The sequence below is a fragment of the [Clostridium] citroniae WAL-17108 genome, from assembly GCF_000233455.1.
GTDB lineage: Bacteria > Bacillota > Clostridia > Lachnospirales > Lachnospiraceae > Enterocloster > Enterocloster citroniae.
Genome location: NZ_JH376420.1, coordinates 509140 through 535160, shown reverse-complemented (window position 1 = coordinate 535160; position 26021 = coordinate 509140). Strand labels below are relative to the sequence as shown.

Here is a 26021-nt window from a genome sequence, read left to right as displayed (position 1 = left end):
ACTTTGTGCTGTGATACAGGGCGTATTTGTGTTGTGACACCCTGGAGTATACGAATGGAAAGGAATGGCAATCATAATGTATAAATGCTGTATATTTGATCTGGATGGAACATTGGTAAATTCCATATATGCCATACAAAAATCCGTGGATCTCACCCTGGAACAGTGGGGGATGAGGCCGGTATCCGTGGAGGAGTGCAAGGTTTTTGTGGGGGATGGATATAAGAAGCTTTTGGAGCGGGCGCTGAAGGCGTGCGGGGATGAAGGGCTGGATCATTACCAGGAGGCCCTGGAACAATATCCGGATATTTTTAAAGGGTGCTGCATGTACCGTGTGGACGCCTATGACGGGATCAGGGAAATGCTGGCATTTTTAAATGAACATAACATCCTATCCGCAGTGCTTTCCAACAAACCCCACCCCAGGACGCTGGACAATGTGGAGGGCGTGTTTGGAAAAGGCTGCTTTGACCTGGTGTATGGGGAGAGGGAGGATAAGGGAATCAGGAAAAAACCGGCCCCGGATGGAGTCTGGGCCATTATGAAGGAGCTGGGGGTGACCGGGGAAGAGGTGCTGTATCTGGGAGATACCAATACGGACATGCGTACCGGGAAACATGCCGGTGTGGACACAGTGGGCGTTACCTGGGGATTCAGGGACAGGAAGGAACTGGAGGAGTTTGCTCCCAGGTTTGTTGTGGACCATCCATCCCAGGTGATACAGATTATAAAGGATGTGAACGGGATTGGACAGGAATAAATCGGGCAGGCTAAAAGTGCTGGTCTGGATCATGGCAGTTTTGACAATCGCCGAGATAGTTCTTGGGATATGGGGGGCAAGGGGCAGGAGAGGGATGGAGCAGGCGGCGGAAAAAAGGGATGACAGGCTGTGTGTGGTCACCACCATTTTCCCCTACTATGATTTTGTGCGCCAGATCGCAGGGGACAGGGTGGATCTGAAGCTGATCGTCCCGGCCGGCATGGACAGCCACTCCTTTGAACCCACCCCGGCCGATATGATCGCCATGCAGGAAGCGGACGTTATAGTATTTAACGGCGGGGAGATGGAGCACTGGGTGGACCAGGTCCTGGACTCCCTGGATACCAGCAATATGGTATTGCTCACCATGATGGATTATGTGGATACAGTGGAAGAGGAGCATGTGGAGGGAATGGAGGACGCCCATGACCACGGAGCAGAGGACCATGAACACGGGGATGAGGCAGACATCCATATGGAGGATGCCCACCGGTTTGAAGCCGATGGCCATGAGATGGAGATAGAGTATGATGAGCATATCTGGACCTCCCCGGTGAATGCCCAGGCCATTGTAAAGATCATAAGCCAGACCCTTCAGGAGGCGGATCCGCAGGGGAGCAGCTTTTACCAGGAAAATACAGATGCATATGTCAAGGATCTGAAGGATCTGGATGGAAGGTTCAGGCAGGTGGTTTCCCAGGCAAGAAACCATATGATTGTGGTGGCGGACAAATTCCCTTTCCGGTATTTTGCAGATGAGTACGGACTCACCTACAGGGCTGCATTTTCAGGCTGCAGCACGGATACGGAGCCCAGCGCCAAGACCATTGCCTATCTCATAGACAAGGTGAGGGAAGAGGGGATCGGGGCAGTGTACTATCTGGAACTGTCAAGCCACCGCACGGCGGAGATCATCAGTGAGGAGACCGGGGCAGCGCCCCTCCTTCTACATTCCTGCCACAATGTGGCCAGAAGACAGTTTGATGAAGGGGTAACCTATCTCCAGCTGATGAACCGGAACGTGGAGAATCTCCGCATAGGGCTGGAGTAGCTGCGCCATGGGAATGCAGACTGTCTGCCCGGCAGTACAACGGAAGAAATAAAAAAGAGGTATGAGATGACACCTTTGATAAAATGTGAACATGTAGATTTTGGATATGATAACCAGGATGCGGTGGTGGACGTGAATATGGAAGTCAACCCCGGCGATTACCTGTGTATTGTGGGGGAAAATGGTTCAGGCAAGAGTACCCTGATGAAAGGACTCCTGGGGCTTTTAAAGCCCACGGCAGGAAGGCTTGAGGTGGCGGATGACTTAAAACGTACGGGGATCGGCTATCTGCCCCAGCAGACCGCTGCCCAGAAGGATTTTCCGGCCACGGTATATGAGGTGGTGCTCAGCGGCTGCCTCAGCAAAAGGGGGCGGCTGCCCTTTTACTCCAGAGCTGAAAAGGATATAGCGGACCGGAACCTGGAAAAGCTGGGTATTACCCCTCTTAGGGACCAGTGTTACCGGGAATTGTCGGGAGGGCAGCAGCAGAGGGTGCTGATCGCCAGGGCGCTTTGCGCCACCACAGAACTGCTGATCCTGGATGAACCCATCACCGGGCTGGATCCCATGGCGATCCAGGAGTTTTATACAATGCTGCGCAGGCTGAACCGCGAGGACGGGGTGGCCATTCTCATGGTTTCCCATGATTTGAGAAATGCGGTGGAGGAGGCCAATAAGATCCTCCACCTTCAAAAGCGGGTCATGTTCTACGGACCTGCCCATGATTATATGAACAGTAAGGCGGCAGGCCACTTCTTCCATGAGAAGGAGCAGGGAAAATGCAAGCCCACGGCGGGCTGCCATGTTCTAAACGTTCACGTACACAGGGAGGAAGAGTCATGAGTGTGATCAGCGAGATGTTATCTTACCCCTTCCTGGTGCGGGCCCTTGTGGGCGGAATGCTGGTGTCCCTGTGCGCCTCCCTTTTGGGAGTGAGCCTGGTGCTGAAGCGGTATTCCATGATCGGGGACGGGCTTTCCCATGTGTCCTTTGGAGCCTTATCCATTGCCCTAGCCATGGGCTGGTCACCGCTTAAGGTGTCCATTCCCGTGGTGGTGCTGGCCGCATTCTTCCTCCTTCGGATCACGGAGAACAGCAGGATCAAAAGTGACGCGGCCATTGCTCTGATCTCAGCCAGCGCGCTGGCCATCGGTATCATCGTCACATCCCTTACCACAGGGCTTACCACGGATGTGAGCAGCTATATGTTCGGAAGCATCCTGGCCATGAGCCGGGAGGATGTGGTGCTCAGCGCAGTGCTGTCCCTGGTGGTGCTGATCCTGTTTGCGGTGTGCTATAACAAGATATTCGCAGTGACGTTTGATGAGAATTTTGCAAAAGCCACTGGTGTAAATGTGGGCTTTTATAATGTGGTCATTGCCGTGCTCACAGCGGTTACCATTGTACTGGGGATGCGTATGATGGGGGCCATGCTGATCTCCAGCCTGATCATATTCCCATGCCTCTCATCCATGCGGGTGTTTAAAAGCTTCGGGGGCGTGGTGGTGTCATCGGGCATCCTTTCCGTACTGTGCTTTTTAATAGGGATGACTGCATCCTACCAGTTCTCAACACCTGCGGGCGCCAGTGTGGTGGTGGCCAATCTTCTGGTGTTTATGCTGTTTATGGCATGGCAGTCCCTGGGCAGGCTGCGGGCCTGAGAAAATAATATGTGCGGACAGTTGGCGGTAGACATACCATGGAACAAGTGATACAATGCTGTTCAGTGGGAAGGATTTCCATGAAAATGCCTCTGCCATGTTCTGTAAACGCGCACATGGGAGACTGAATGAGGGGAACATGAAAGAGAAGTTATTTGAATCAAAACCAAAGCATTGCCGACTAAAAAAACACATATCCCAGACGCAGTTTATCGCCTATGGGTTTTTCCTGATCATCATGACAGGCACCTTTCTTCTGATGCTGCCCATATCCAGCAGGGATGGACAGAGCGAGCCTTTTCTTAACTGTCTGTTTACCGCCACCAGCGCGTCCTGCGTTACCGGCCTGGTGGTGGCGGATACGTGGACCCAGTGGAGCATGTTTGGACAGGTACTGCTGCTGATCATGATCCAGCTGGGAGGACTTGGATTCATCAGTATCGGCATCTTTCTCTCCATTGTGCTCAGGCGTAAGATCGGCCTGAAGGAGCGGGGGCTGATGGAGGAAAGCGTGAACACGCTGCAGATCGGCGGTATGGTCAAGCTGGCCAGAAGGATCATTATGGGTACGGCCATCTTTGAGGGGGCGGGTGCTGTTATACTGTCACTGCGGTTCATCCCGCAATACGGCTTGTTCCGCGGGATCTGGTATGGGATTTTCCACTCCATCTCAGCCTTCTGTAATGCTGGTTTTGACCTGATGGGACATGCTGAGCAGTACAGCTCCCTGTGCGGTTACACGGGGGACTGGGTGGTCATAGGCACCATCTCGGCCCTGATCATCATTGGCGGTATCGGATTTATCGTGTGGGATGATCTGTATAGGAAGAAATGGGATTTCCGCCACTACATGCTGCACACCAAGATCGTTCTGGTGACAACAGCCACGCTTCTGGCAGTGAGCACCGTGCTGTTTTATCTCATGGAGCGGGATAATATCCTTGTGGGCATGAGCGGGTCTGAGAAGTTCTGGGCCTGTTTTTTCAGCGCGGTAACGCCCAGGACAGCGGGTTTTAACAATGTGGACACGGCTGCGCTCACAGACGGCAGCAAGTTTATGACAGCTATTTTGATGTTTATCGGAGGAAGCCCGGGGTCCACGGCAGGCGGAATCAAGACCAGTACGCTGGCAGTCCTGCTTTTATATGTACACTCCAATATCCGCCAGACCTACGGTGTGGAGATATTTGGCCGCAGGCTTCAGGACGAGTCCATCCGGCAGTCGGCCTGCATCCTTACCATTAATTTAAGCCTGATGCTGACAGCCACTATTTTGATCATGGTGTTCCAGAATCTGCCCATGTCCGATGTGTTTTTTGAGACATGTTCGGCCATCGGCACTTCCGGCATGAGCACGGGAGTGACCAGAAGCCTGAATACATTTTCAAGGATCGTCATTATACTGCTGATGTACTGCGGGCGGATCGGAAGTTTGTCCTTTGCGCTGGCATTTACCAGGTCCAGCCGTAAGCCCCATGTGCAGCTGCCTGCCGAGCGGATCACCATCGGATAACAGGTCCCGTAAAGGCGGGACGGAGCATCAGAAAAAGAGAGAGGTATCTATCTATGAAATCAATTCTTATTATTGGAATCGGAAGATTTGGACAGCATCTGTGTGAGAATCTGGCAAAGCATGATAACCAGATCATGGCAGTGGATATATCAGAGGAAAAGCTGGAGCCCATCCTGCCCTATGTGGTCAGCGCCAAGATCGGAGACTGTACCAATGAGGCGGTGTTAAAGAGCCTGGGGGTTGGGAATTTCGACATCTGCTTTATCTGCATTGGGAATAATTTCCAGAATAGTCTGGAGGTGACCAGCATGATCAAGGAAATGGGAGCAAAATACGTTGTGAGCAAGGCCAACCGCAATATCCATGCAAGGCTTCTGCTTAAAAACGGGGCCGACCAGGTGGTCTATCCGGACCGGGATGTGGCTGAGAAGACGGCTGTGCGCTACAGCGGCAACAATGTGTTTGACTATACGGAGCTGGCTGACGGCATATCCATCTTTGAGATCCGTCCCCTGGATTCCTGGGTCGGGAAATCCATCAAGGATCTGAATATACGGCGGGTCTACGGTATTTCCATCATCGCCTTAAAACAGAGCAGCGGCCACATGAAATTTATGCCGGGCGCCGACTATGTGATCGAGGACGGTATTCATCTTATGGTGATCGGTAACCAGGAGGATGCGGAGCGGATTGTCAAAAAGCTGAGTTAAGGTTAAGGCCAGCTGTTAGAAACGGTCAACGATCATAAAACATGCTGCGGTGTGAAACCTGCGGTATCTGTTTTCAGCCGGTATTGATCCGGGACGGTTAAGGCTGATGAATAGATGCCGCAGGTTTTTAACGCTATAATTGTTAAAATATATACAATCATGATCTGGAAAAAGGGAAGAACCTTATTGCTGGTATAAGGTTTTTTTGGTATAATTATTCCATAAATTTGCGGTATTGTCTGGATAAGTTATATATAATACATAATTATGGAGAGGTGATCAGTGTGAAAGAACTGTCAATAGGACAGATGGCCAGGCTGAACGGAGTGTCGGAACAGGCATTGCGGCTTTACGACAAGGTGGGGCTGTTTTCACCCATGTACCGGGACAGGGAGAATGGATACCGCTATTACGATATCCGCCAGAGCGCCCAGTTGGACATGATCCAGCACATGAAAGCCCTGGGCATGTCCCTTAAGGATATCAGGGAGCAGATGAAGCATTTTGACCCGGATATGCTGAGGAATATCCTGTACCGGAATCTGGATGCCATTGACCAGAAGGCTCAGGAACTGATGTACCGGAGAAGGGCCATCGAGCGCACCCTGGAGAGCTATGAGTGGTATGAAAATGCCCCTCCGGACGGCACCATTGTGCTGGAATATATTCCCCGCAGGCTGACCTACATGACAGATTCCGGAGTAAACTTCTATGATTATGGGATTGACGTGTATGAGAAAATACTCAGGGAGCTGAAAAAGAACCTGATCGCCAACCAGCTGTCCCCCATTTACTTTTATAATGCAGGCACTGTGATGAAAAAAGAAGCCCTGTTAGCCGGCCGGTTCTGCTCCACGGAAATCTTTGTTCTGGTGGATAAGGGATTTGTAAAGGAAAGTCTCATAACCCAGATACCGGCCAGCACGTATCTGTGCATTTACTGCAACAGTTTTGACAAGGAGAAGGATTATATAGAGCGGCTTCTTGAGGAAATACGAACCAGGGAATACCGGATCACAGGGGACTATATCTGCGAGGTGGTGGCGGAGGTGCCCATGGATATGCAGGAGCGGGGGATGTTCCTGCGGCTTCAGGTGCCTGTATCCCTGAGGGCAAAAGACGTATAAAAACCACTATTGACTCCATACCTTGTATAAGCCTTATAATAATGGCAGAAACTATTGATGCCCTTGTACTTTGAGGGCAATGAGAGCTAAGATACAGGAAAGGGGTCAAATATCATGATGAATTGCGAAAAAATCCGTGTGGTACAGTATGGCTGTGGAAAGATGGCAAAATATATCCTGCGCTATCTGTATGAAAAAGGGGCTGAGATCGTAGGGGCAATTGACGTGAATCCCGCTGTGGTGGGAATGGACGTGGGGGATTTTGCGGGCATTGGATGCAAGCTGGGAGTGACCATCCGTGATGATGCGGATGCGGTCCTGGATGAGTGTGATGCCGACATTGCAGTGGTAACCCTGTTCAGCTTCATGGAGGATGTATATCCCCATTTTGAAAAATGTGTATCCAGGGGCATCAATGTGGTAACCACCTGTGAGGAGGCGATCTATCCATGGACCACGGCATCCTCCATCACAAACAAACTGGATAAGCTGGCAAAAGAAAATAACTGCACCATCGTGGGCGCAGGTATGCAGGATATATATTGGATCAACATGATCGGTTGTGTGGCCGGGGGCGTGCACCGCATTGACCGGATTGAGGGCGCTACCAGCTACAATGTGGAGGATTACGGACTGGCATTGGCAGAGGCCCATGGAGTGGGTCTGACACCGGAGGAGTTTGAGGCAAAGATTGCCCATCCGGAGACGCTGGAGCCCTGCTATGTGTGGAACTCCAATGAAGCCCTGTGCAACAAGATGGGATGGACCATTAAATCCCAGACCCAGAAATGTGTACCCTATTTTTACCCCACGGATCTTTATTCCGAGACCATGGGATACACCATTCCAAAGGGCAACTGTATTGGTATGAGCGCAGTGGTAACCACCGAGACCTTCCAGGGACCTGTGATTGAGACACAGTGTATCGGAAAGGTATATGGGCCGGATGACGGCGACCTGTGCGACTGGAAGATCATAGGGGAGCCGGAGACCACATTCTTTGTGAAGAAACCGGCCACTGTGGAGCACACCTGCGCCACGGTTGTAAACCGTATTCCTACCATTCTCAATGCGCCGGCCGGATATATCACCGTTGAAAAGCTGGAGGACGTGGAGTATCTGTCCTACCCGATGCACATGTATCTGGATTTCTGATCAAAGGAATCCTCCTTAAGATATTGAACGGATCAGTCTGTCTGGACAGGCGGGGAACGCACCCCGCCTGTCTTCTTTTGTTGTGCGCAGGCCCTGTTTGTGAGAATGATTCATCACAAGATGTCTTGACTTTAGGCGGCTATTGTGCCACAATAGTCAATTGATAGGTTTTAATCATGCCCTGTTTCCGCCGGTCGGAACAGGGGTCCGGATATTTAGAAAGAAGGAAGAGAAAATGACAAAGATTGATATTATTTCCGGTTTCCTGGGAGCGGGAAAGACCACGTTTATTAAGAAGCTTCTTGAGGAGGCGATTGCCGGAGAAAAGGTTGTGCTCATTGAAAATGAATTCGGGGAGATTGGAATTGACGGAGGATTTCTCAAGGACTCTGGCATTGAGATCAGGGAAATGAACTCCGGCTGTATCTGCTGTTCCCTGGTAGGGGATTTCGGCACCTCCCTGGCAGAGGTGCTTACTAAATATAAGCCGGAACGCATCATCATCGAGCCTTCCGGAGTAGGCAAGCTGTCCGATGTGATGAAGGCTGTGGTGGATGTGTCCGCTGACATGGATGTAGAGCTGAACAGCGCAGTGACCATTGTGGATGCTGCCAAGTGCAAGATGTATATGAAGAATTTCGGCGAGTTCTTTAATAACCAGATAGAAAATGCAGGCACCATTGTGCTCAGCCGTACGGATATCACAGATGCCGCAAAGGTCCAGAAGGATGTGGACATGCTTAGGGAGAAGAATGGCGCAGCTGTGATCATTACCACACCTCTGTCTGATCTGAGCGGGGACCAGCTGCTGGAGATCATTGGAAAGCACGACACCATGTTGGATGACCTTTTGGCTGAAGTGAGAGCGGAACGCCATCATGATGATGAGGAGTGCGAGGGCCATCACCACCATCATGACCATGAGGAGTACGGGGGCCATCACCACCATCATGACCATGAGGAGTGCGGGGGCCATCACCACCATCATGACCATGAGGAGTGCGGGGGCCATCACCACCATCATGACCATGAGGAATGCGAAGGCCATCACCACCATGACCACGATCACCATGATCATCACGGCCACGATCACCACCACCATGCAGACGAGGTGTTTACAAGCTGGGGAATGGAGACCATTGTACCGGTGACATACGACCAGCTGGAGGATGTATTAAAGAGACTGTCCACAACCAAGGAGTTTGGTGATGTGCTCAGGGCCAAAGGTATGCTGCCCACTGAGAATCCCGGGGAATGGCTATACTTTGACCTGGTTCCGGAGCAGTATGAGATCCGGGAAGGAAGGCCGGATTACACAGGCAAGGTCTGCGTGATCGGAGCAAGCCTGGAGGAAGAAGCACTAAACATCGTGTTTGGAAGAGGCTGAGGATAAGATTATGGCATATGAGATTGAAGACGATATCATGCCGTTGTTTCTGATCAACGGATTTCTGGAGGCAGGTAAAACCCAGTTTTTGGATTTTACCATGCAGCAGGACTATTTTAAGGCAGAGGGAAAGACCCTTCTTATCGTGTGCGAGGAAGGGGATACGGAATATGATGAGAAAAAGCTGAAAAAGAATAAGACAGCATTGGTATACGTGGATTCCCTGGAGCAGCTGACCCCTCAGTACCTGAATGAACTGGAGGTGATCTACCAGCCGGAGCGGGTGCTGATGGAGTGGAACGGCATGTGGAACCAGGACGAGCTTAAACTCCCTGCCGACTGGACTATTTATCAGCAGATCACTATCATTGACGGTTCCACCTTTGAACTGTATGTGCAGAACATGAAGCCGCTGTTGGGCGCCATGCTCCGCGGTTCCGAGCTGGTCATCATGAACCGGTGCGATGATATCCCTGACGAGAAACTCACCGCATACCGAAGAACCATCCGCGCCATGAGCCGTGAAAGTGAGATCGTGCTGGAGGACAAGGAAGGCGAGATCGAGCAGGCCACGCTGGAGGAAGACCTTCCCTATGATATCAACAGCAGTGTGATCCGGATAAAACCCGAGGATTATGGTATCTGGTACATTGACTGTATGGACCAGCCGGAGCGGTATAAGGACAAGGTGGTGGAATTCACAGCCATGGTGCTAAAGTCACCCAAGTTCCCCAAGGAGCAGTTTGTGCCCGGGCGTATGGCCATGACGTGCTGTGAGGCGGATATGACCTTTCTGGGATTTATGTGCAAGTGGAAGGATGCCGAAAATTTCAAGACAAAACAGTGGGTCCGGGTCCGGGCCAGGATCGGTGTGGAATACCAGAAAGATTACCACGGCGAGGGACCGGTCTTGTATGCTGAGAGTGTGGAACCGGCGGACGAGATAAAGGATGTAGTACAATTCTAGGCAGTTCAGTGCCCCGTACCCTGAAGCGGGAGACATTGATATAATACAATAACCGAAAGAGGCAGATGTAGGTTGATCCAGTGATTGGATCAGCACACATCTGCTTCTTTTTTTCCTATTACCAGTATATACCATTCCTGGCAAGCCCCCCCGCATTGCACGGATTTCTTGATTCCTGTATGATACTCACATCTGTCCCTGATATATAAGGAGTGGTGCTCTCCCTGTGAATCAGGATTAGGAAATGTGTCAAAAAAACAGAAATATTTAAAAGGAATGTGTCAAAAAGATGAACGGAGGAAAAATGGCAGACTGCTATAATGTGGATATGAAACAGAGAATTCATGGGAGAAAGGAGAAGATATATGTGACCAGCAGACAGATGGATATCTTATATTATCTTCACGAGCAGGACGGATTTGTGACTGTCTCGGATATCTCCGGTGTGATTCAGGTGTCTGTAAAAACAATACGCAATGAGTTGATCGTGATACAGGAGGCGATAGAGCAGGAGAATCTTGGACGGTTAGAAAAAAAGCCCCATGAGGGGGTCCGGCTTTTGGTGGAGGACAGGGACTGGGAAAAGCTGAAGCGGCTGCTGGAGGACAGGAGCCCTGTTACGGACCAGCTGGATGTCAAAAGCCAGATCATATATTTTCTTTTAACCAGGGGAAGCCTGGGACTGGGAGAAATACAAAAGGAATTGTATACGGGCCGCTCATCGGTGGAGAGGCTGATACCCGAACTGCAGAACTGGTTTGGGGGATTTGGAATCCTGTTTGAAAAAAAGCGGGGAAAGGGGTTTCAGATCGAATACGGGGAATACCAGTGGCGTATGGCCATGTGGAACCTGTTCCTGATGATGAAGCGAAAGAGCAGGAAAGAACTGTTTAACAGGGGACAGGGAGCCGGACAATCGGGGGAATACATATTAATTGAAGATTTCCTCAAGGGCTTTGACACCAGCGGGATCAATAAGGAAATTTATTCCCTGGAAGAGTATTACGGCTTCTCCTTTGCATATGAGGCACATATCCAAATGTTCTTTTTGCTGTCACTGTGCATTGTCAGGTCCAGGAAAAAGCAGTTTGTGACCATGCCAAAGCCGCAACGGTGCAAGGTGGAGGGCAGGTTTTCCGCCCGGATCAAGGGAAGGCTGATTGAGGCCCTGGAGCGCGGATACAGGATCAAGCTTCCGCCCTGCGAACAGGAGTTTATTGAATTTATCATCGATATCTCGGATATACAGAATTTTCAGGACATGGACCGGATGCTGGAGTGCCAGGCGGATCATATGGAATTGTGTTATTTCAGTATACGGCTGATCTCCCTGGTAAGCGATATTGTGAATGTGGATCTCAGGCCTGATCTGTTCTTTTCCGAAGGCCTGTTCCTTCAGCTGCGCTCCATGATCGCCAGGCTCAGATACAATGTAAAGACTGTAAATCCCCTTTTAAAACAGGTAAAGCAGAAATACCCCAATATATTTGCAGCCATCTACGCGGTGGGGGTTTATTTTGAAAAAGAATTAAACCTGGAGCTGAATGAACATGAAATGTGCAGCCTGGCCCTGCTTCTTGGGGGAGCCATTGAGCGGAGCCTGTCTGCTGTGACAGCTTGTGTGGTCTGCGATTACGGGATCGGCATATCCCAGCTTTTGCGGGAGCAGCTGGAACGGACCGTCAGTGATATCAGGATTGCGGACGTGCTCTCTGTCAGGGATCTGAAAAAAGTCGGCAGTATTCCCTGCGACCTGATCATTACAACCGTACAGATCAAAAGCCCTTACTTTGGGAGAGAGGTAGTGGTGGTGGACCATCTCATGACTCAGTATGACGTCAGGAATGTAGAAAATAAGATGAAGCAGGTCAGGCGGAGAAAACTGAAGACAAAACAGCCCTGTAACCAGCTTTGCATACAGAAAAACCTGTTTTATGAAGAGTTTATACACCTGCAGATGGAAGCAGAAGACAAAGGACAGCTGATAAAGGTTCTCTGTAAACAGCTTACAGATGCCGGATATGTAACGGATGGGTTTGAGAGGTCCGTGCTGGAGCACGAAGTCACAGCGCCCACAGCACTGGGGGAGGGAGTGGCCATTCCCCATGGATACGCCAAATATGTGATCCGCCCCACCGTGGCAGTGGCTGTTTTAAAGCAGCCGGTCAGGTGGCAGGAGGATGTGGATGCGGATGTGATCTTCCTATTGGCATTTAATCTGGATGAGGCTGCCGGGATGAAGGAGGAAACCATTAAGTTTTACAGTGTGTTCCTGGACCTGCTGGATTGTCAGGAGGAAGTGGAAGCAATCAGGAAGATGGAGCATGGGAGGGATCTGGCTGAACTTATGAATCAGAGGATCAGGGAGGCGGTAAATTGTGAGGACAGATCATGACATAATTTGGATGAAAAGGGGAGGATGGGAAAATGGTGACATCTATGACCATAGAAAATGTGATCAAACGGTCATGCATCAACCTGCATATGAAAGGCAGGAATAAAAAAGAGATCATTGAGGAGATGGCCGACATGTTTGACCGGGCCGGCGTTCTGGCTTCCAGGGACCTGTTTATACGGGCCGTGTATGAGAGGGAGGGGGAGGGGCCGACAGGGATCGGGAACCAGGTGGCCATTCCCCACGGCAAATCGGATGCGGTGCTGAAAACAGCAATGGCTGTTGGCAGAGTGGACCAGGGAGTGGAGTGGGAGACCCTGGGAGAAGGGGATACAAGGGCATTTGTTATGTTTGCCGTCAATAGCGGGGATAAATCAGAACTGGTTTCACTGTTGTCTCAGGTTGCAGTTGCGCTTTGTGACGATGATGTAATAGAAACACTATTAACAACTGAGAGTGAGGAGGAGATATTCACTCTGTTTAACAGAAAGGGGGAAACGTAAATGAAGATTGTCGGCATTGCAGCCTGTACCGCAGGGATTGCCCACACTTACATGGCCAGGGAAAAGCTGATCAAGGGGGCAAAGGCCAGAGGCCATGAGTGCAGGGTAGAGACTCAGGGGACCATTGGCACGGAGTACAAACTGACGGAACAGGAGATTGCAGAGGCGGACGTGGTGATCCTGGCAGTGGATGTAAAGATATCCGGCGAGGAGCGGTTTAAGGGGAAGCCGGTGATACGCGTTGGCACGGCGGCTGTTATCAAAAACGCCATCGGGTTTATTGAAAAGGTAGAAAAGGCAATGGAAAACAAAGGATAAAGGAGAGGGAACGATATGAAAGAACGCGGTGTTATTGCATTGATCAAAAAACATGTGCTTACGGCAATTGGCTATATGATTCCGCTGGTGGTAGCGGCCGGGCTTTGCATGGCCTTAGGACAGTTCATAGACGGGGATGTGAGAAACTCTGTATCAGGGATCGGATATTACCTTTACAAAGCAGGCGGCTTTGGAATGTCGGCAGTGGTGCCTGTGATCACAGCAGGCGTTGCCTACTCCATAGCGGACCGTCCGGGAATTGCACCTGGCCTGATCCTTGGATTTATCTGCACCGAGATCAAGGCAGGCTTTATCGGCGGCATTGTCGCAGGCTTCCTGGTAGGGTATCTGGTTCTGGCAGTAAAGAAATATGTAAAGCTTCCCAAAGCAATGCAGGGACTTATGCCGGTCATGGTAATTCCCGTGCTGGTAACGGCAGCTGCATCCGTCCTCATGTTTACAGTGGTGGGGCAGCCCTTTGCATGGCTTCAGGTAACCCTGACAGAGGCGATCTCCAGCCTGCAGAGCGGGTCAAAGTTTGTGTTTGGGGCCGTACTTGGGGGAATGGCGTGCTTTGATTTCGGAGGCCCTGTGAACAAGACCATGTCAACATTTGTCAACGGACTTATGATCGATGGGGTCATAGAACCGGAGGCAGTGAAGTTTGTGGGTTCCATGATCCCGCCCTTCGGCATTGCCATCTCCTGCCTGCTCACCAGGAATAAATACACCAGGGCGGAGAAGGAGGCGTTAAAGGCAGCTGTTCCCATGGGATTTTGTATGATCACGGAAGGCGTGATCCCCATAGCGGCCAGGGACCTGATCCGTGTGGTATTCTCCTGCGTGTGCGGTTCCGCGGTGGCCGGCGGACTGTCCATGATCTGGGGCTGCGGTTCGCCTGTACCCCACGGAGGCATGCTTTCTGTTCCCCTGTTCACAAACCCGGTAAAATTCTGCCTTGCCCTTGCCATCGGAAGTGTGATAACAGGCGTCATCCTGTCTCTGATCAAAAAGCCGGTGACAGAAGATGATGAGAGCTTTGAGGATTTGGGCAATGTTATGGACACAGCCGGGAACGGTGATGGCGGTGATATTAAGATTGAGACATTTTAATCATTGGGATTTTGTAAATCTGAGTACCAGGAGATTCTTAGAGTACTATTAAAAAAGGGAGGAAGAAGCTTATGCTGATCAATATGAAGGAAATGCTTGAGGTTGCGGAACAAAACCATTTTGCCGTGGGAGCATTTAATGCCACGGAAAGCTCACTGTTCCGCTCAGTGGTGGAGGAAGCGGAAGCGCAGGATGCTCCGGCCATTGTGCAGGTGGCGCCCGGAGAATTTGACTTTGCCACCAGGGAGTTTTATACCTATGTGCGGGAACGCCTGGCAGGCAGCAGGGTGCCATTTGTGCTCCACCTGGATCACGGAAAAAATATGGAGCAGTGCATGAAGGCCATTCAGGCCGGTTTTACCTCTGTGATGCTGGATGGGTCGGAGCTGCCCTATGAGGAAAATGTCCGGGTCACCAGGGAAGTTGCAGACCTGGCTCACATGGTGGGAGTTTCCGTGGAAGGGGAAGTGGGAACCATCGGGGTTATGAGCAATTCTGAGGAGGGGGGAGTGGAGCACGTAACCTATACGGATCCCGGTGACGTGGTAGATTTTGTGAATAGGACCGGAGTGGACTGTCTTGCCATTGCCATCGGCACGGCCCACGGCATTTATCCCAAGGGATTTGTACCAAAGCTGCAGCTGGAGCTGCTGGAGGAGATCAAAAAGGTTTCCTCAGTTCCGCTGGTGCTCCATGGCGGCAGCAACAACCCGGATGAGGAGATCAGAAGGGCGTGCCGGATCGGGATCCGCAAGGTGAACATTTCCAGTGACTTTAAATATGCGTTTTTTAAAAAGGTAAACCAGGTAATTGAGGAGACAGGAGGATTTATCCCGGCCAAAGTGCTGACCCCTGGAATCTGTGAAGCCAGGAAGGTCATCCGGGAAAAAATGGAGCTGTTCGGCTCTCTGGGAAAGGGCGGATTATACAGGGAGGAAAAGGGAAATGATCAATTTTGAATTTTCAAATACGACTGAGATCATCTTTGGCAGGGATACACAAAAACAGGTGGGAGAAAAGATAAGGAAATACAGCGACTGTACCAAAGTACTGCTGGTATACGGTTCTGACCGGATCAAAAGGGACGGCTTGTTTGACGCGGTGCGCGGATCACTGGAGGAGCAGGGAATCGGTGTCCTGGAACTGGGAGGCGTGAAACCCAACCCAAGGCTGGGGCTTGTACGTCAGGGGATCGACATTTGCAGAAAGGAAAACATTTCCTTCATTCTGGCCGTGGGCGGAGGCAGCGCCATTGACACCGCAAAGGCAATAGGAGTGGGAGTGCCCTATGAGGGGGATGTGTGGGACTTTTATCTGGGAAAAAAGGTGCCGGAAAAAACCCTTAAGACAGCTGCTGTCTGCACCATACCGGCGGCCGGAAGCGAGGCTAGTCTCAGCTCCGTTTTAACCAATGAGGACGGATGGTATAAAAAGAGCATTAACCTGGATCTGATCCGGCCCGTATTTTCAATCATCAACCCGGAACTGACCTTTACCCTTCCGGCATATCAGGTTGGATGCGGTGTGGTGGACATGATGACCCATATCATGGAGCGGTATTTTACCAATACCACCCATGTGGACCTTACGGACAGGCTCTGTGAAGCTGCGCTGAGAAGCATTATCGCCAATGGGGTCAGGACTTTGAAGGAACCGTATAATTACGATACAAGGGCAGAGATCGTATGGGCAGGTACTCTGGCCCACAATGGACTGCTGAACACGGGACGGGTCCAGGACTGGGCGTCCCACAGGATCGCCCTGGAAATGAGCGGCAAGTATGATATTGCCCATGGGGCCAGCCTGTCCATCGTATATCCGGCATGGATGGAGTATGTATACAGTCACGACAAAAAACGTTTTATGCAGTTTGCGGTCCGGGTCTGGGATGTGGACCTGGCATACGGGGAGGAGGACGCCATCTGCCTGGAGGGAATCCGGAGGATGAGGGAGTTTTTCAAGCAGCTGGACATGCCCATTACCTTTGAGGACGCGGGACTTCCGGCGGACGCTTTTGAGGAGATGGCGGACAAAGCCACATACGGCGACATCATACCGGTGGGCAACTTTGTCAAGATAGGAAAATCACAGATGATAGATATATACCGGCTCTGTACAAAAGAGGGCGCTTTATAAGCGAGCTTAACGTCCATATCCCCGACAATTTTCCCGCCGTCTGAACTGTTACCAAAAATATAGATTGCCGTATTGACAGCCGCCCCAATATCTGCTATAGTTAATTACCGTGGGAAGCGAGAGGATGAAAGGCCCGAGACGTGCCTGTAAAGCCTCTCGCTTTTTGTGTGAAAAGGATATTCGTTTTTGTGAAAAACGTTAAATTTGCGGTGCAAGATGAATAGACGTGTGCCTGAAAATGGGTTTCAGACACGCATTGCGGTAATGTAGGGGAAATGCACAAGGCGGCCTGCCGGCCCTCAGATCAGGGAACGGCAGAGGAAGAAAGGACATAATCAGTTATATGGAGACAGTTAAGTTTGACGAGTTACAGTTAGATGAAAGAATTATCCGTGCTATTACGGAAATGGGATTTGAGGAGGCATCACCGATCCAGGCCCAGGCAATTCCGGTTGCCATGGAAGGCAGGGACATGATCGGCCAGGCCCAGACAGGTACGGGCAAGACAGCGGCGTTCGGAATCCCCCTTCTTCAGAAGGTGGACCCAAAGGTGAAAAAGCTTCAGGCCGTTATACTGCTTCCTACAAGGGAGCTGGCGATCCAGGTGGCCGAGGAGATGCGCCGTCTGGCCAAGTTTATGCACGGCACAAAGGTGCTTCCCATTTACGGAGGGCAGGATATTGTAAAGCAGATACGTTCCTTAAAGGACGGCACACAGGTCGTGGTGGGTACCCCGGGACGTGTGATGGACCATATGCGCCGCAAGACCGTAAAGATGGACCATGTACACACCGTTGTGCTGGATGAAGCGGACGAGATGCTGAATATGGGATTTTTAGAGGATATGGAGACCATCTTAAGCCAGCTTCCGGAGGAGAGGCAGACACTGATGTTCTCAGCAACCATGCCTCAGGCGATTGCCGATATTGCAAAGAAGTTTCAGGATAACCCTGTGACAGTCCGGGTTATCAAAAAGGAACTGACCGTTCCCAAGGTTACCCAGTATTACTATGAGGTGAAACCAAAGAACAAGGTGGAGGTAATGTGCAGACTGCTGGACATGTACGCGCCAAAACTTTCCATCGTATTCTGCAATACCAAGAGACAGGTGGACGATCTGGTGCAGGCGCTTCAGGGCAGAGGATATTTTGCGGAAGGCCTTCACGGAGATTTAAAGCAGATACAGCGTGACCGTGTTATGGACAGTTTCCGTAACGGCCGTACAGAGATCCTGGTGGCCACGGACGTGGCGGCCCGGGGCATAGATGTAGGGGATGTGGAAGCTGTTTTCAACTATGACGTGCCTCAGGATGACGAGTACTATGTACACAGGATCGGCCGTACAGGAAGAGCAGGACGCGAGGGCAAGGCGTTCAGCCTGGTTGTGGGCAAGGAAGTGTATAAGCTGCGTGACATCCAGCGCTATTGTAAGACCAAGATCATTCCCCAGGCCATCCCGTCCCTGAATGATATTACGGAGATCAAGGTGGAGAAGGTGCTGGATCAGGTTATGGATATCTTAAATGACAGTGATCTGACCAAGATGGTAAACATCATTGAGAAGAAGCTGATGGAGGAGGATTATACGTCCCTGGATCTGGCGGCAGCCCTTCTTAAGATGAACATGGGTGATGACAATGAAGATGTTATAGACTGTACCATGCCGGCCCGTTCCCTGGATGAACTGGACAGCTTTGGACGCAACGCAGGCCGGGGACGCGGCCGTGAGAGAGGCGCCTCCTTTGGAAGGGGACGCAGAGGCGCTACGGACAGGGCGGCTGTGGACTATGTGCTGGGTGACGGGGATGAGAAGATGGCAAGGCTTTTCATCAATATAGGAAAAGCCCAGAGGGTCACACCGGGAGATATCCTGGGAGCTGTGGCAGGCGAGTCAGGGATTCCCGGCCGTATGGTGGGAAGCATTGACATGTACGATGGCTATACGTTTGTGGATGTGCCGGGACAGTATGCGGATGAAGTGCTGAAGGCAATGTCCCACGCCAAGATCAAAGGAAAGAATGTCCACGTGGAAAAAGCCAACAACAGAAGATAAGAAAATTAATTCAGAAGATAAAGTAGCGGCCCGGCAGAAGATAAACTGCCGGGCCTTTGAATATTTACAATATACTCAGGGTATGTTACCATCAGTGTACAAGGACGCATACGCTCCGGCCGCCGTCTTTTAGCGGCTGGCCTGACGGCATGTTTAAAAGAACTGTAATAGAAATCGTTTAAATGGAAGACGGGAGGCAGATGTTTATGAGCGAAGGATATGTGGACAATCGTTTTGCTTCATTATATTATAAAGAACTGGGACAGGGCATTCCATTGATCATGCTTCACGGCAATGGTGAAAGCCATGAGATCTTCAGCCGTCTGGCCGGCCTGATGAGCCGTTATTACCGCGTGATCCTGATGGACAGCCGGGGCCATGGCGCATCCCATCTAAAGGAAGAAGCCCGTGCCCAGGAACTGACCACATCAGGAATGGCCGAGGATGTGGTGCAGGTCATGGAAGTGCTCCATGTGCCCCAGGCCGTGATCCTGGGCTTCAGCGATGGGGCTAACGTGGCCCTGGAGACGGCCAGCCAGTATCCGGACAAGGTGCTGGCAGTGGTGGCTGTCAGCGGCAATGCCCTGCCCAGGGGAATGAATGCCTTTTTCTATGTTCAGGTCAGGGCAAAATACGCGCTCTGGCATGTGATGGAGAAGATACCCCTGACGGGCCCCATGAAGGAACGGGCAGTGGCAGGCCGCCAGTTAAACGGCCTGATGGCCCACTGGCCAAGGCTTACTAAAACCCAGCTGTCCCGGATCCAGGCGCCGGTACTGATCCTTACAGGACGCCACGACCTGATACGCCCCCGCCATTCCCTGTGGATGGGGGAGCAGATCATGGACGCAAAGGTGGTGTTTGTAAAGGGGGCGGATCACTTTACCCTTCTGAAAAAGGAAAAGGCATATGCCAGCCACATTGTTGCGTGGTTAAGGGAAAAGGGGCTGTAATACGGTTCCCTTTCTTTATTTCCAGTTCTCAGACAGGAACTCCACAATATCGGCAGCCTTGGGCGGACAGCCCTTTAAGGTCTTTGCAAAACAGGAGGTGCACTGGCCCACGCCGATTTCCCCTTCCTTTCCTTTATAGCCCTGTCCGATACAGATGTGGGGCAGCTTTTTGTGAAGGAAGCCGCTGTCGTTTAAACGGTCCAGAGCGTAGATCAGGGAGCCGTAACAGGCGCTGCAGGCGTCCTCAGGGGAGGCGTAGGCGGCCAGGTTCTGTACCCTTCTGGTCATCTTAAAACGGCTGTTGGCCTCGGATGCCTGGTTCAGGTAGATCATATTGGCATGGGCGGTGTCCGTACTCCCTACGCCCAGGCGTTCGGCTATGGTGATATAGGGCACATCCTCAGGCGAATACCCCATGCAGTCACATACAAATGAATCACAGAGCACCGGATCCTTAAATCCCAGCACCCGGTTCATGACCACGGGATTGCCACCTTCCTCAAAATCCAGGTCCCCGCATATATTGTCCACCAGGATAAAGTCATTGCGGGCAATGGTGTTCAGGTGGGCAATGGGGTTGTGCAGGCCCAGGGTGTGGAACCGGCGTTTTTCCGAATTGGGGATAACGCCTTTATTGTTCTTTAAGGCGCATGTGACCGTGGTCTGGCAATGCCCCTTCAGTACGGGCATGTTGATCATGTAGTCCACGGCGGCAGCCTTGTCACAGAGCTTGATCTTCATGCCGGCAGCATCATATTCCTTCCATGTGTCTTTTTGAAGGTCATCAAAGGGAACGTGGTAGCGGCTGCATACCCGGTCATATCCAGCGGCGCGAAACGCTTCCCCGGTGTGGTCACCCACCCATGACCCTTCCATGACCGTGACATGGGTAAAGCCGTGCTCCTGCAAATATTCGATCACTCCCGCCAGCAGCTCTGCGTGGGTGGTAGCTCCGCTGGATGGATCCCTGGCCGTTACCAGGTTTGGCTTTAAGGCCACCAGCTTGTCCCTGTCCCCGATGTCTGAGGCTACATCTGCCTGCTCCAGCACCCGTTTTGCCATATTCTTGTAATCTGTTCCATGAATGATGATGATATCATTTTTTTCCATTCTAAAAGTACCCCTTTCCTCCGGATGTGGTAAATCCATATCATTCCCTATTATAAATGCAAATCCGGATTTTGTGAATAGGGTTTAAGACTGCCATTGACGGATATGCCCAAATAGGGGTATGATGTGTTGGAAAAGAAATGAAGTACAGGAGCAGAGTGTATGGTTAAGACAAATGTAATGAGACTTTTAGATGCAGCCGGGATCACATACGAGACAGGCACTTATGAGGTGGATGAACATGACCTTTCAGGCAGCCATGCGGCGGACCTGATGGGTGCGGACCATGACAGGATGTATAAAACCCTGGTGTTAAAAGGGGAGAAAAAGGGATATATGGTGTGCTGCATCCCGGTGGACGAGGAGCTGGACCTGAAAAAGGCGGCCCGGGCGGCTGGGGAGAAAAAGGTGGAGATGATCCATGTAAAGGACATGCTGGGAATTACAGGATATATCAGAGGCGGCTGCTCCCCCATTGGAATGAAGAAGCATTTCCCAACTTATATAGAAGAGATGGCCCAGGTTTTTGACACCATCATGGTCAGCGCGGGACAGAGGGGAGTCCAGGTCACCCTGTCACCCCAGGACCTGAGGGACTATGTGGAGGGGACCTTTGTTTCCCTTGTATAGGCAGCTTCCTTGTATTATAATAAGATCAGAAGCCGGTCAAAGCATGGGCAGCAGATGGAAAAGGAGATAACGAACATGGATAAACAGAAACTGATACAGATGGCGGTTGACGGCCTTGGCAGATCCTATGCCCCCTATTCCCATTTCCATGTCTCAGCAGCGCTTTTGTGTGCGGACGGGACCGTGTATACGGGGAATAATATTGAGAACGCGGCCTACACGCCCAGCGTGTGTGCGGAACGGTGCGCCATATTTAAGGCAGTGGGAGACGGCAGGAGGGAGTTTGAAGCCATTGCGGTGTGCGGGGGACCGGATGGAGTGATTGAGGACTACTGTCCTCCCTGCGGTGTCTGCAGGCAGGTGATGCGGGAGTTCTGCGATCCCTCGTCTTTTCGTGTCCTGGTGGCTAAGACAGCGGAGGACTACAGGGAATATACCCTGGAACAGCTTTTGCCGGACGGCTTTGGGCCGGATCACCTGACAGGGTCAGGGGAAAGATGAAAGGTGGTGGATGGTTGTGAGGATGTATGATCTGATCGAGAACAAGAAAAAGGGGATGGCACTCACAAAGGAAGAGATTTCCTATATGGTAAAGGGGTTTGTAAACGGAGAAATCCCTGATTACCAGATGTCCGCCATGCTGATGGCAATTTATTTTCAGGGAATGAATGACCAGGAGATCACATATCTTACATTAGAGATGGCGCATTCAGGCGACACAGTGGACTTGTCGCCCATTGAGGGGATCAAGGTGGATAAGCACAGCACCGGAGGCGTGGGAGATAAGACCACGCTGGTGGTGGGACCGGTGGTGGCTTCCCTGGGCGTCAAGGTGGCCAAGATGAGCGGCCGCGGTTTGGGCCACACCGGCGGGACCGTGGATAAACTGGAGAGTATACCCGGATTTCGGACCGCCATTCCCAGGGATGAATTCTTTGATATTGTGCGTGAACAGGGGATCGCTGTAATCGGGCAGTCCGGGAACATGGTGCCGGCAGATAAAAAGCTGTATGCCCTCAGGGATGTGACAGCCACGGTTGACAGCATTCCGCTGATCGCCTCCTCCATTATGAGCAAGAAGCTGGCTGCGGGAAGCGACAGCATTGTGCTGGATGTAAAGACAGGAAGCGGCGCGTTTATGAAGTCCCTGGACGATTCCATCAGCCTGGCTGAAAAGATGGTCTCCATCGGCATCCTGGCAGGCCGCAGATGCTGCGCTCTGATCACCAATATGGATATCCCTCTGGGATATGCGGTGGGCAACTCCCTGGAGATGACAGAGGCCATCCGCACGCTGAGAGGGAACGGACCTGAGGACCTGACGCAGGTGTGCCTGGAACTGGCAGCCAACATGCTCCATATGGCAGACAAGGGAAGTGTGCAGGAATGCCGGGAGCAGGCCGGGAAGGCCATAGAGGACGGCAGTGCCTTGCAATGCCTGGCGGCCATGGTAAAGGCCCAGGGAGGCGATGAGAGCTATATCTGGGAGCCAGAGCGGTTTGAGGAGGCAAAAATGCTCTATGAGGTAAAGGCGCCTGTATCAGGATACATTACCCATATGGACACGGAGGGGATCGGCATTGCTTCCGTCCTTCTGGGAGCAGGGCGCAATACCAAGGATGACTGCATCGACTATTCCGCCGGTATACAATTAAAAAAGAAATACGGGCAGAGAGTGGAGGCCGGGGATGTGCTGGCCGTGCTCCATGGATCTGATCAGGACCGGATCAGGGCAGGAGCGGATAAATTCTTTTCATCCTGCGCCATAGGAGACTTGGCACCGGCCAAAGAACCCCTTATATATGCCAGAGTTTCTGACTATGGAGTGGAAAGATTTAGTTAATGGAAAAACTTCCATAAATGTTCAGAAAAATCAGCTTGAAAAACGCAGATGTTTGGGGTATAATAACACCAAGATAAATGATGTTGATCTGTAACTACCTGGAATGTTCGACACTCTTACCAATTTTGAACCTACATTAGACTCAAGGGATTCCAATATTTTTAAGCGGATGTCAAGCCTCCTTCGAGTGGAAGGCAGATGCTTAAGTGAGGTTGCCCACCTAGCATTGCTAGGCGTCAATAAGTAAGAGACGGCATTTTGGGGTTACAGATGATAAAAGCAGCGGTTCGCCGCTGCTTTCATTTATTTACCCCATGATACAGGAGCGGATCTATATGAGAAATAAAATGATAGCATGGGTGGCCGGCGTTGTGTCCATAGTCGTTATCTTAATGGTGATCATAGTTACCATGGAACCTCCCAAGGATGGTATTACAAGGGCACAGGCATTCAAAGCCATGGCGCTGGCTGTTACCACCAAGGATGAATGTTCCAGGCGGGAAAAGGAGCGGGGAAGCTCCCGTTTTTCTGCCAAGGAAAAGGACAACTGGTTTGTGAAATATATGGATTACCTGTACGATGAGGGATACCTGGATGAGGAGATGACCACTCCTTCCCTTTCCACGGCGCAGGGGTATCTTACATATCAGGAAGCCGCCTTTATGGCAGGGCAGGTTTCCAATAAATTGAAGCTTCAGGCAGGTGCGACCAAACATAACAGGGACAGGGCCTTTCCTGAGGAGGAGTGGTGGCGCCTTTATGAAGGGATCCTTTCCCAGACGGATCCGGATGGTGCGGTAAAGACAGTGGATGCCGTGCTTTACGGAACACCCTCCAACCTGCCCCAGGCTGAAAGCTGGACCGCGTACACCACGGAAGGTAATTTTGGTTTCCAGGGCCTTGCACTGGATGCGTATCTGGACTGCGAGATACAGTTTCTTGCCAGGGACGGTGAGATGATCGCCATGAGACAGCTGATCTCAGAGGATGTGGTCTATGAAAACATATGGCTGGCTGAGTCTGACGGCAGGCATTTCAAGGCCTATCTGGGCACTGCTTACAGGGAGTTCCCGGTGAGTGATAAGATGGGGGATGTGACGGATATGGCCGGCAACCTGGCTGATCTCCATATGGAAGGCGGAAAGCTGAGAAAGATCACCATGAAGCGGGAACGTATCAGCGGCAAGGTGCTCTCGGTCACTGATAATGCCATTGAGATCGAAGGGTACGGCGAGATCCCCTTATCTGAGAATTTCCATGTATACAAAGTATATGGGGATTTTAAAGTGCTGGGAGCAAAGGATATCCTGGTGGGATATGACCTGCAGGAGTTTGTGGCGGCGGAGGGGAAATTGTGCGCAGCATTGCTGGAGCGGGAATTTGATGCAAAGACCATCCGCGTACTGCTGATGGACACAGGCTTTAAGAGCCTGTACCACCCATCGGCCACCCTTGTCCTGGGCGGCGCAGCCCAGATGGAATATGAGAACTCCAAGGGCAAGACGGAGAAAGAGCGCCTGGAAGCAGGGACGCAGCTTACGGTCGCCCCGGATGATGAACGTTTAAAATATGGCCGGATCATCATAACGCCGGAGGGTGACGAGGGGATCGCGGTGCCAACCATTGAGCGCAGCCAGGGCACCCCTGTGTACAGCGGAAAAATGGAGATCAAAGCTTGTGAGGAGGGGCTGGTCCTGGTCAATGACCTGTTTCTGGAGGATTATCTTACCAGGGTAGTTCCCAGCGAGATGCCGCCCTCCTATGAAAAGGAAGCTCTGAAGGCCCAGGCAGTGTGTGCCAGAACCTACGCTTACCGCCAGATCCAGGGAAACTCATACAGCCAGTACGGTGCCCACGTGGATGACAGCACCAACTTCCAGGTGTACAATAATACCAACCCGGATGAGAGGACCACGCAGGCGGTCAAGGAAACATATGGCAAGATGCTGTTCTATGAGGATAATCCCATTGACGCATTCTATTTTTCCACTTCCTGCGGCCATACGGCGGATGTCAGCGTCTGGGGAACGGATGCGGATAAGCTGCCCTACCTTCAGGCAGTGGAGGTAAAGTCAGGGCGCAGAACACTGGGCCAGGGGGATAATGACAAGTTTGATTCCTATATCAGAAACAGTGACGCATCTGCCTATGATTCGTCCTTTGCCATGTTCCGGTGGGAGACGGATATCAGCAGCGACATTATTTCCGCCCAGGTCAGCGGGGCAGGCAAGGTGACGGATATGACCGTTGTTTCAAGAGGCCCGGGAGGGATCGCCAGTGAGCTTCAGGTGACAGGAAGTGACGGTACGGTCACAGTGAAGGGACAGAGCGCCATCCGCTCGGCACTGGGCAGCAGCAGCCTTGTAATCACCAAACAGGACGGCAAGACCATGGAGGGCAGCCAGACCCTCCCCAGCGCATTCATATCCATTGAAAAGAGAAGCGGCGAGGACGGCAGCATATCCTTCCATGTGTACGGCGGCGGTTTTGGACACGGCGTGGGCATGAGCCAGAACGGGGCCCAGGGTATGGCAAAGGAAGGAAAGGATTATACCGCGATCCTGTCATTCTTTTATAACGGGACAGAATTAAGGGAGATCGGAAACTAAAAAACAGGACCCCAGGCAATGAAGGAA

Annotated in this window: 23 protein-coding genes and 1 other RNA gene; 23 read left to right on the top strand and 1 reads right to left on the bottom strand. The window is 51.5% G+C overall.

Going from position 1 to position 26021, the window contains the following annotated elements; genetic code table 11:
* Positions 1 to 76: 76 nt before the first annotated feature.
* The 18 genes from HMPREF9469_RS02330 to HMPREF9469_RS02245 all read left to right on the top strand — a co-directional run bounded on the left by HMPREF9469_RS02330 (position 77) and on the right by HMPREF9469_RS02245 (position 19802).
* Positions 77 to 760 (top strand): HAD family hydrolase, encoded by a 684-nt coding sequence (locus HMPREF9469_RS02330; RefSeq protein WP_007858785.1) that lies wholly within the window; start codon positions 77 to 79, stop codon positions 758 to 760.
* 31 nt (positions 761 to 791) lie between these two features.
* Positions 792 to 1811 carry a metal ABC transporter substrate-binding protein gene (locus HMPREF9469_RS02325; RefSeq protein ID WP_045092653.1) on the top strand — a complete coding sequence of 340 codons (1020 nt, stop codon included), beginning with the start codon at positions 792 to 794 and terminating at the stop codon, positions 1809 to 1811.
* Positions 1812 to 1877: 66 nt separating this feature from the next.
* Positions 1878 to 2654 (top strand): metal ABC transporter ATP-binding protein, encoded by a 777-nt coding sequence (locus HMPREF9469_RS02320; protein ID WP_007858782.1) that lies wholly within the window; start codon positions 1878 to 1880, stop codon positions 2652 to 2654.
* The gene (locus HMPREF9469_RS02315) at positions 2651 to 3472 is read left to right on the top strand and encodes a metal ABC transporter permease (protein ID WP_007858780.1); all 822 of its coding nucleotides are present in this window, start codon (positions 2651 to 2653) and stop codon (positions 3470 to 3472) included. Before HMPREF9469_RS02320 ends, HMPREF9469_RS02315 begins: the two co-directional genes overlap by 4 nt.
* A 139-nt stretch (positions 3473 to 3611) precedes the next feature.
* Positions 3612 to 4985 (top strand): TrkH family potassium uptake protein, encoded by a 1374-nt coding sequence (locus HMPREF9469_RS02310; protein ID WP_007858778.1) that lies wholly within the window; start codon positions 3612 to 3614, stop codon positions 4983 to 4985.
* Between the two features lie 53 nt (positions 4986 to 5038).
* Positions 5039 to 5695, top strand: a complete 657-nt coding sequence (locus tag HMPREF9469_RS02305) for a potassium channel family protein (protein ID WP_007858776.1) — start codon at positions 5039 to 5041, stop codon at positions 5693 to 5695.
* Between the two features lie 284 nt (positions 5696 to 5979).
* On the top strand, positions 5980 to 6822 hold the full coding sequence (locus HMPREF9469_RS02300) for a MerR family transcriptional regulator (RefSeq protein ID WP_007858773.1): 843 nt from the start codon (positions 5980 to 5982) through the stop codon (positions 6820 to 6822).
* Positions 6823 to 6936: 114 nt separating this feature from the next.
* Positions 6937 to 7977 (top strand): NAD(P)H-dependent amine dehydrogenase family protein, encoded by a 1041-nt coding sequence (locus HMPREF9469_RS02295; RefSeq protein ID WP_007858772.1) that lies wholly within the window; start codon positions 6937 to 6939, stop codon positions 7975 to 7977.
* Positions 7978 to 8212: 235 nt separating this feature from the next.
* Complete coding sequence (locus tag HMPREF9469_RS02290; protein WP_007858770.1) at positions 8213 to 9364, top strand: CobW family GTP-binding protein; 1152 nt, start codon at positions 8213 to 8215, stop codon at positions 9362 to 9364.
* A gap of 10 nt (positions 9365 to 9374) precedes the next feature.
* On the top strand, positions 9375 to 10331 hold the full coding sequence (locus HMPREF9469_RS02285) for a TIGR03943 family putative permease subunit (protein WP_007858758.1): 957 nt from the start codon (positions 9375 to 9377) through the stop codon (positions 10329 to 10331).
* 304 nt (positions 10332 to 10635) lie between these two features.
* Positions 10636 to 12726 (top strand): BglG family transcription antiterminator, encoded by a 2091-nt coding sequence (locus HMPREF9469_RS02280; protein ID WP_007858756.1) that lies wholly within the window; start codon positions 10636 to 10638, stop codon positions 12724 to 12726.
* Between the two features lie 32 nt (positions 12727 to 12758).
* Positions 12759 to 13229, top strand: coding sequence for a PTS sugar transporter subunit IIA (locus tag HMPREF9469_RS02275; RefSeq protein ID WP_007858754.1), 471 nt, complete (start codon positions 12759 to 12761; stop codon positions 13227 to 13229).
* On the top strand, positions 13230 to 13547 hold the full coding sequence (locus HMPREF9469_RS02270; RefSeq protein WP_007858752.1) for a PTS fructose transporter subunit IIB: 318 nt from the start codon (positions 13230 to 13232) through the stop codon (positions 13545 to 13547). It abuts the gene before it with no gap.
* A gap of 15 nt (positions 13548 to 13562) precedes the next feature.
* Complete coding sequence (locus tag HMPREF9469_RS02265) at positions 13563 to 14660, top strand: PTS fructose transporter subunit IIC (protein ID WP_007858750.1); 1098 nt, start codon at positions 13563 to 13565, stop codon at positions 14658 to 14660.
* Between the two features lie 71 nt (positions 14661 to 14731).
* Positions 14732 to 15619: a ketose-bisphosphate aldolase gene (locus tag HMPREF9469_RS02260; RefSeq protein ID WP_007858748.1), complete on the top strand. Its 888-nt coding sequence runs from the start codon at positions 14732 to 14734 to the stop codon at positions 15617 to 15619.
* The gene (locus tag HMPREF9469_RS02255) at positions 15606 to 16796 is read left to right on the top strand and encodes an iron-containing alcohol dehydrogenase (protein ID WP_007858746.1); all 1191 of its coding nucleotides are present in this window, start codon (positions 15606 to 15608) and stop codon (positions 16794 to 16796) included. Before HMPREF9469_RS02260 ends, HMPREF9469_RS02255 begins: the two co-directional genes overlap by 14 nt.
* Before the next feature lie 343 nt (positions 16797 to 17139).
* Positions 17140 to 18849, top strand: a complete 1710-nt coding sequence (locus tag HMPREF9469_RS02250; protein ID WP_007858744.1) for a DEAD/DEAH box helicase — start codon at positions 17140 to 17142, stop codon at positions 18847 to 18849.
* 206 nt (positions 18850 to 19055) lie between these two features.
* Positions 19056 to 19802 (top strand): alpha/beta fold hydrolase, encoded by a 747-nt coding sequence (locus HMPREF9469_RS02245; RefSeq protein ID WP_007858741.1) that lies wholly within the window; start codon positions 19056 to 19058, stop codon positions 19800 to 19802.
* A gap of 15 nt (positions 19803 to 19817) precedes the next feature.
* Here the strand turns inward: HMPREF9469_RS02245 and HMPREF9469_RS02240 are convergent, their stop codons facing one another.
* Positions 19818 to 20912 carry a DUF362 domain-containing protein gene (locus HMPREF9469_RS02240; protein WP_007858739.1) on the bottom strand — a complete coding sequence of 365 codons (1095 nt, stop codon included), beginning with the start codon at positions 20910 to 20912 and terminating at the stop codon, positions 19818 to 19820.
* 162 nt (positions 20913 to 21074) lie between these two features.
* Between HMPREF9469_RS02240 and ybaK the strand changes: the two genes are divergently transcribed.
* From ybaK to HMPREF9469_RS02220, 5 genes are all read left to right on the top strand, one after another.
* The gene (gene ybaK / locus HMPREF9469_RS02235) at positions 21075 to 21542 is read left to right on the top strand and encodes a Cys-tRNA(Pro) deacylase (RefSeq protein WP_007858732.1); all 468 of its coding nucleotides are present in this window, start codon (positions 21075 to 21077) and stop codon (positions 21540 to 21542) included.
* Positions 21543 to 21596: 54 nt separating this feature from the next.
* Positions 21597 to 22043 carry a cytidine deaminase gene (gene cdd, locus HMPREF9469_RS02230; RefSeq protein WP_082082592.1) on the top strand — a complete coding sequence of 149 codons (447 nt, stop codon included), beginning with the start codon at positions 21597 to 21599 and terminating at the stop codon, positions 22041 to 22043.
* A 16-nt stretch (positions 22044 to 22059) separates the two neighbouring features.
* Entirely contained in the window at positions 22060 to 23385 is a 1326-nt protein-coding gene (locus tag HMPREF9469_RS02225; RefSeq protein ID WP_040415377.1) for a pyrimidine-nucleoside phosphorylase, read from the top strand.
* Between the two features lie 92 nt (positions 23386 to 23477).
* A non-coding RNA gene (gene ssrS, locus HMPREF9469_RS31025) (6S RNA) lies at positions 23478 to 23654 on the top strand.
* A 66-nt stretch (positions 23655 to 23720) separates the two neighbouring features.
* Positions 23721 to 25994 (top strand): SpoIID/LytB domain-containing protein, encoded by a 2274-nt coding sequence (locus tag HMPREF9469_RS02220; RefSeq protein ID WP_007858726.1) that lies wholly within the window; start codon positions 23721 to 23723, stop codon positions 25992 to 25994.
* Positions 25995 to 26021 lie beyond the last annotated feature (27 nt).

Coding starts and splice junctions, on each gene's coding strand:
- HMPREF9469_RS02330 (WP_007858785.1), top strand. CDS start 77: ATGTATAAATGCTGTATATTTGATCTGGATGGAACATTGGTAAATTCC.
- HMPREF9469_RS02325 (WP_045092653.1), top strand. CDS start 792: ATGGCAGTTTTGACAATCGCCGAGATAGTTCTTGGGATATGGGGGGCA.
- HMPREF9469_RS02320 (WP_007858782.1), top strand. CDS start 1,878: ATGACACCTTTGATAAAATGTGAACATGTAGATTTTGGATATGATAAC.
- HMPREF9469_RS02315 (WP_007858780.1), top strand. CDS start 2,651: ATGAGTGTGATCAGCGAGATGTTATCTTACCCCTTCCTGGTGCGGGCC.
- HMPREF9469_RS02310 (WP_007858778.1), top strand. CDS start 3,612: ATGAAAGAGAAGTTATTTGAATCAAAACCAAAGCATTGCCGACTAAAA.
- HMPREF9469_RS02305 (WP_007858776.1), top strand. CDS start 5,039: ATGAAATCAATTCTTATTATTGGAATCGGAAGATTTGGACAGCATCTG.
- HMPREF9469_RS02295 (WP_007858772.1), top strand. CDS start 6,937: ATGATGAATTGCGAAAAAATCCGTGTGGTACAGTATGGCTGTGGAAAG.
- HMPREF9469_RS02290 (WP_007858770.1), top strand. CDS start 8,213: ATGACAAAGATTGATATTATTTCCGGTTTCCTGGGAGCGGGAAAGACC.
- HMPREF9469_RS02285 (WP_007858758.1), top strand. CDS start 9,375: ATGGCATATGAGATTGAAGACGATATCATGCCGTTGTTTCTGATCAAC.
- HMPREF9469_RS02280 (WP_007858756.1), top strand. CDS start 10,636: ATGGCAGACTGCTATAATGTGGATATGAAACAGAGAATTCATGGGAGA.
- HMPREF9469_RS02275 (WP_007858754.1), top strand. CDS start 12,759: ATGGTGACATCTATGACCATAGAAAATGTGATCAAACGGTCATGCATC.
- HMPREF9469_RS02270 (WP_007858752.1), top strand. CDS start 13,230: ATGAAGATTGTCGGCATTGCAGCCTGTACCGCAGGGATTGCCCACACT.
- HMPREF9469_RS02265 (WP_007858750.1), top strand. CDS start 13,563: ATGAAAGAACGCGGTGTTATTGCATTGATCAAAAAACATGTGCTTACG.
- HMPREF9469_RS02260 (WP_007858748.1), top strand. CDS start 14,732: ATGCTGATCAATATGAAGGAAATGCTTGAGGTTGCGGAACAAAACCAT.
- HMPREF9469_RS02255 (WP_007858746.1), top strand. CDS start 15,606: ATGATCAATTTTGAATTTTCAAATACGACTGAGATCATCTTTGGCAGG.
- HMPREF9469_RS02250 (WP_007858744.1), top strand. CDS start 17,140: ATGGAGACAGTTAAGTTTGACGAGTTACAGTTAGATGAAAGAATTATC.
- HMPREF9469_RS02245 (WP_007858741.1), top strand. CDS start 19,056: ATGAGCGAAGGATATGTGGACAATCGTTTTGCTTCATTATATTATAAA.
- HMPREF9469_RS02240 (WP_007858739.1), bottom strand. CDS start 20,912: ATGGAAAAAAATGATATCATCATCATTCATGGAACAGATTACAAGAAT.
- ybaK (WP_007858732.1), top strand. CDS start 21,075: ATGGTTAAGACAAATGTAATGAGACTTTTAGATGCAGCCGGGATCACA.
- cdd (WP_082082592.1), top strand. CDS start 21,597: ATGGAAAAGGAGATAACGAACATGGATAAACAGAAACTGATACAGATG.
- HMPREF9469_RS02220 (WP_007858726.1), top strand. CDS start 23,721: ATGAGAAATAAAATGATAGCATGGGTGGCCGGCGTTGTGTCCATAGTC.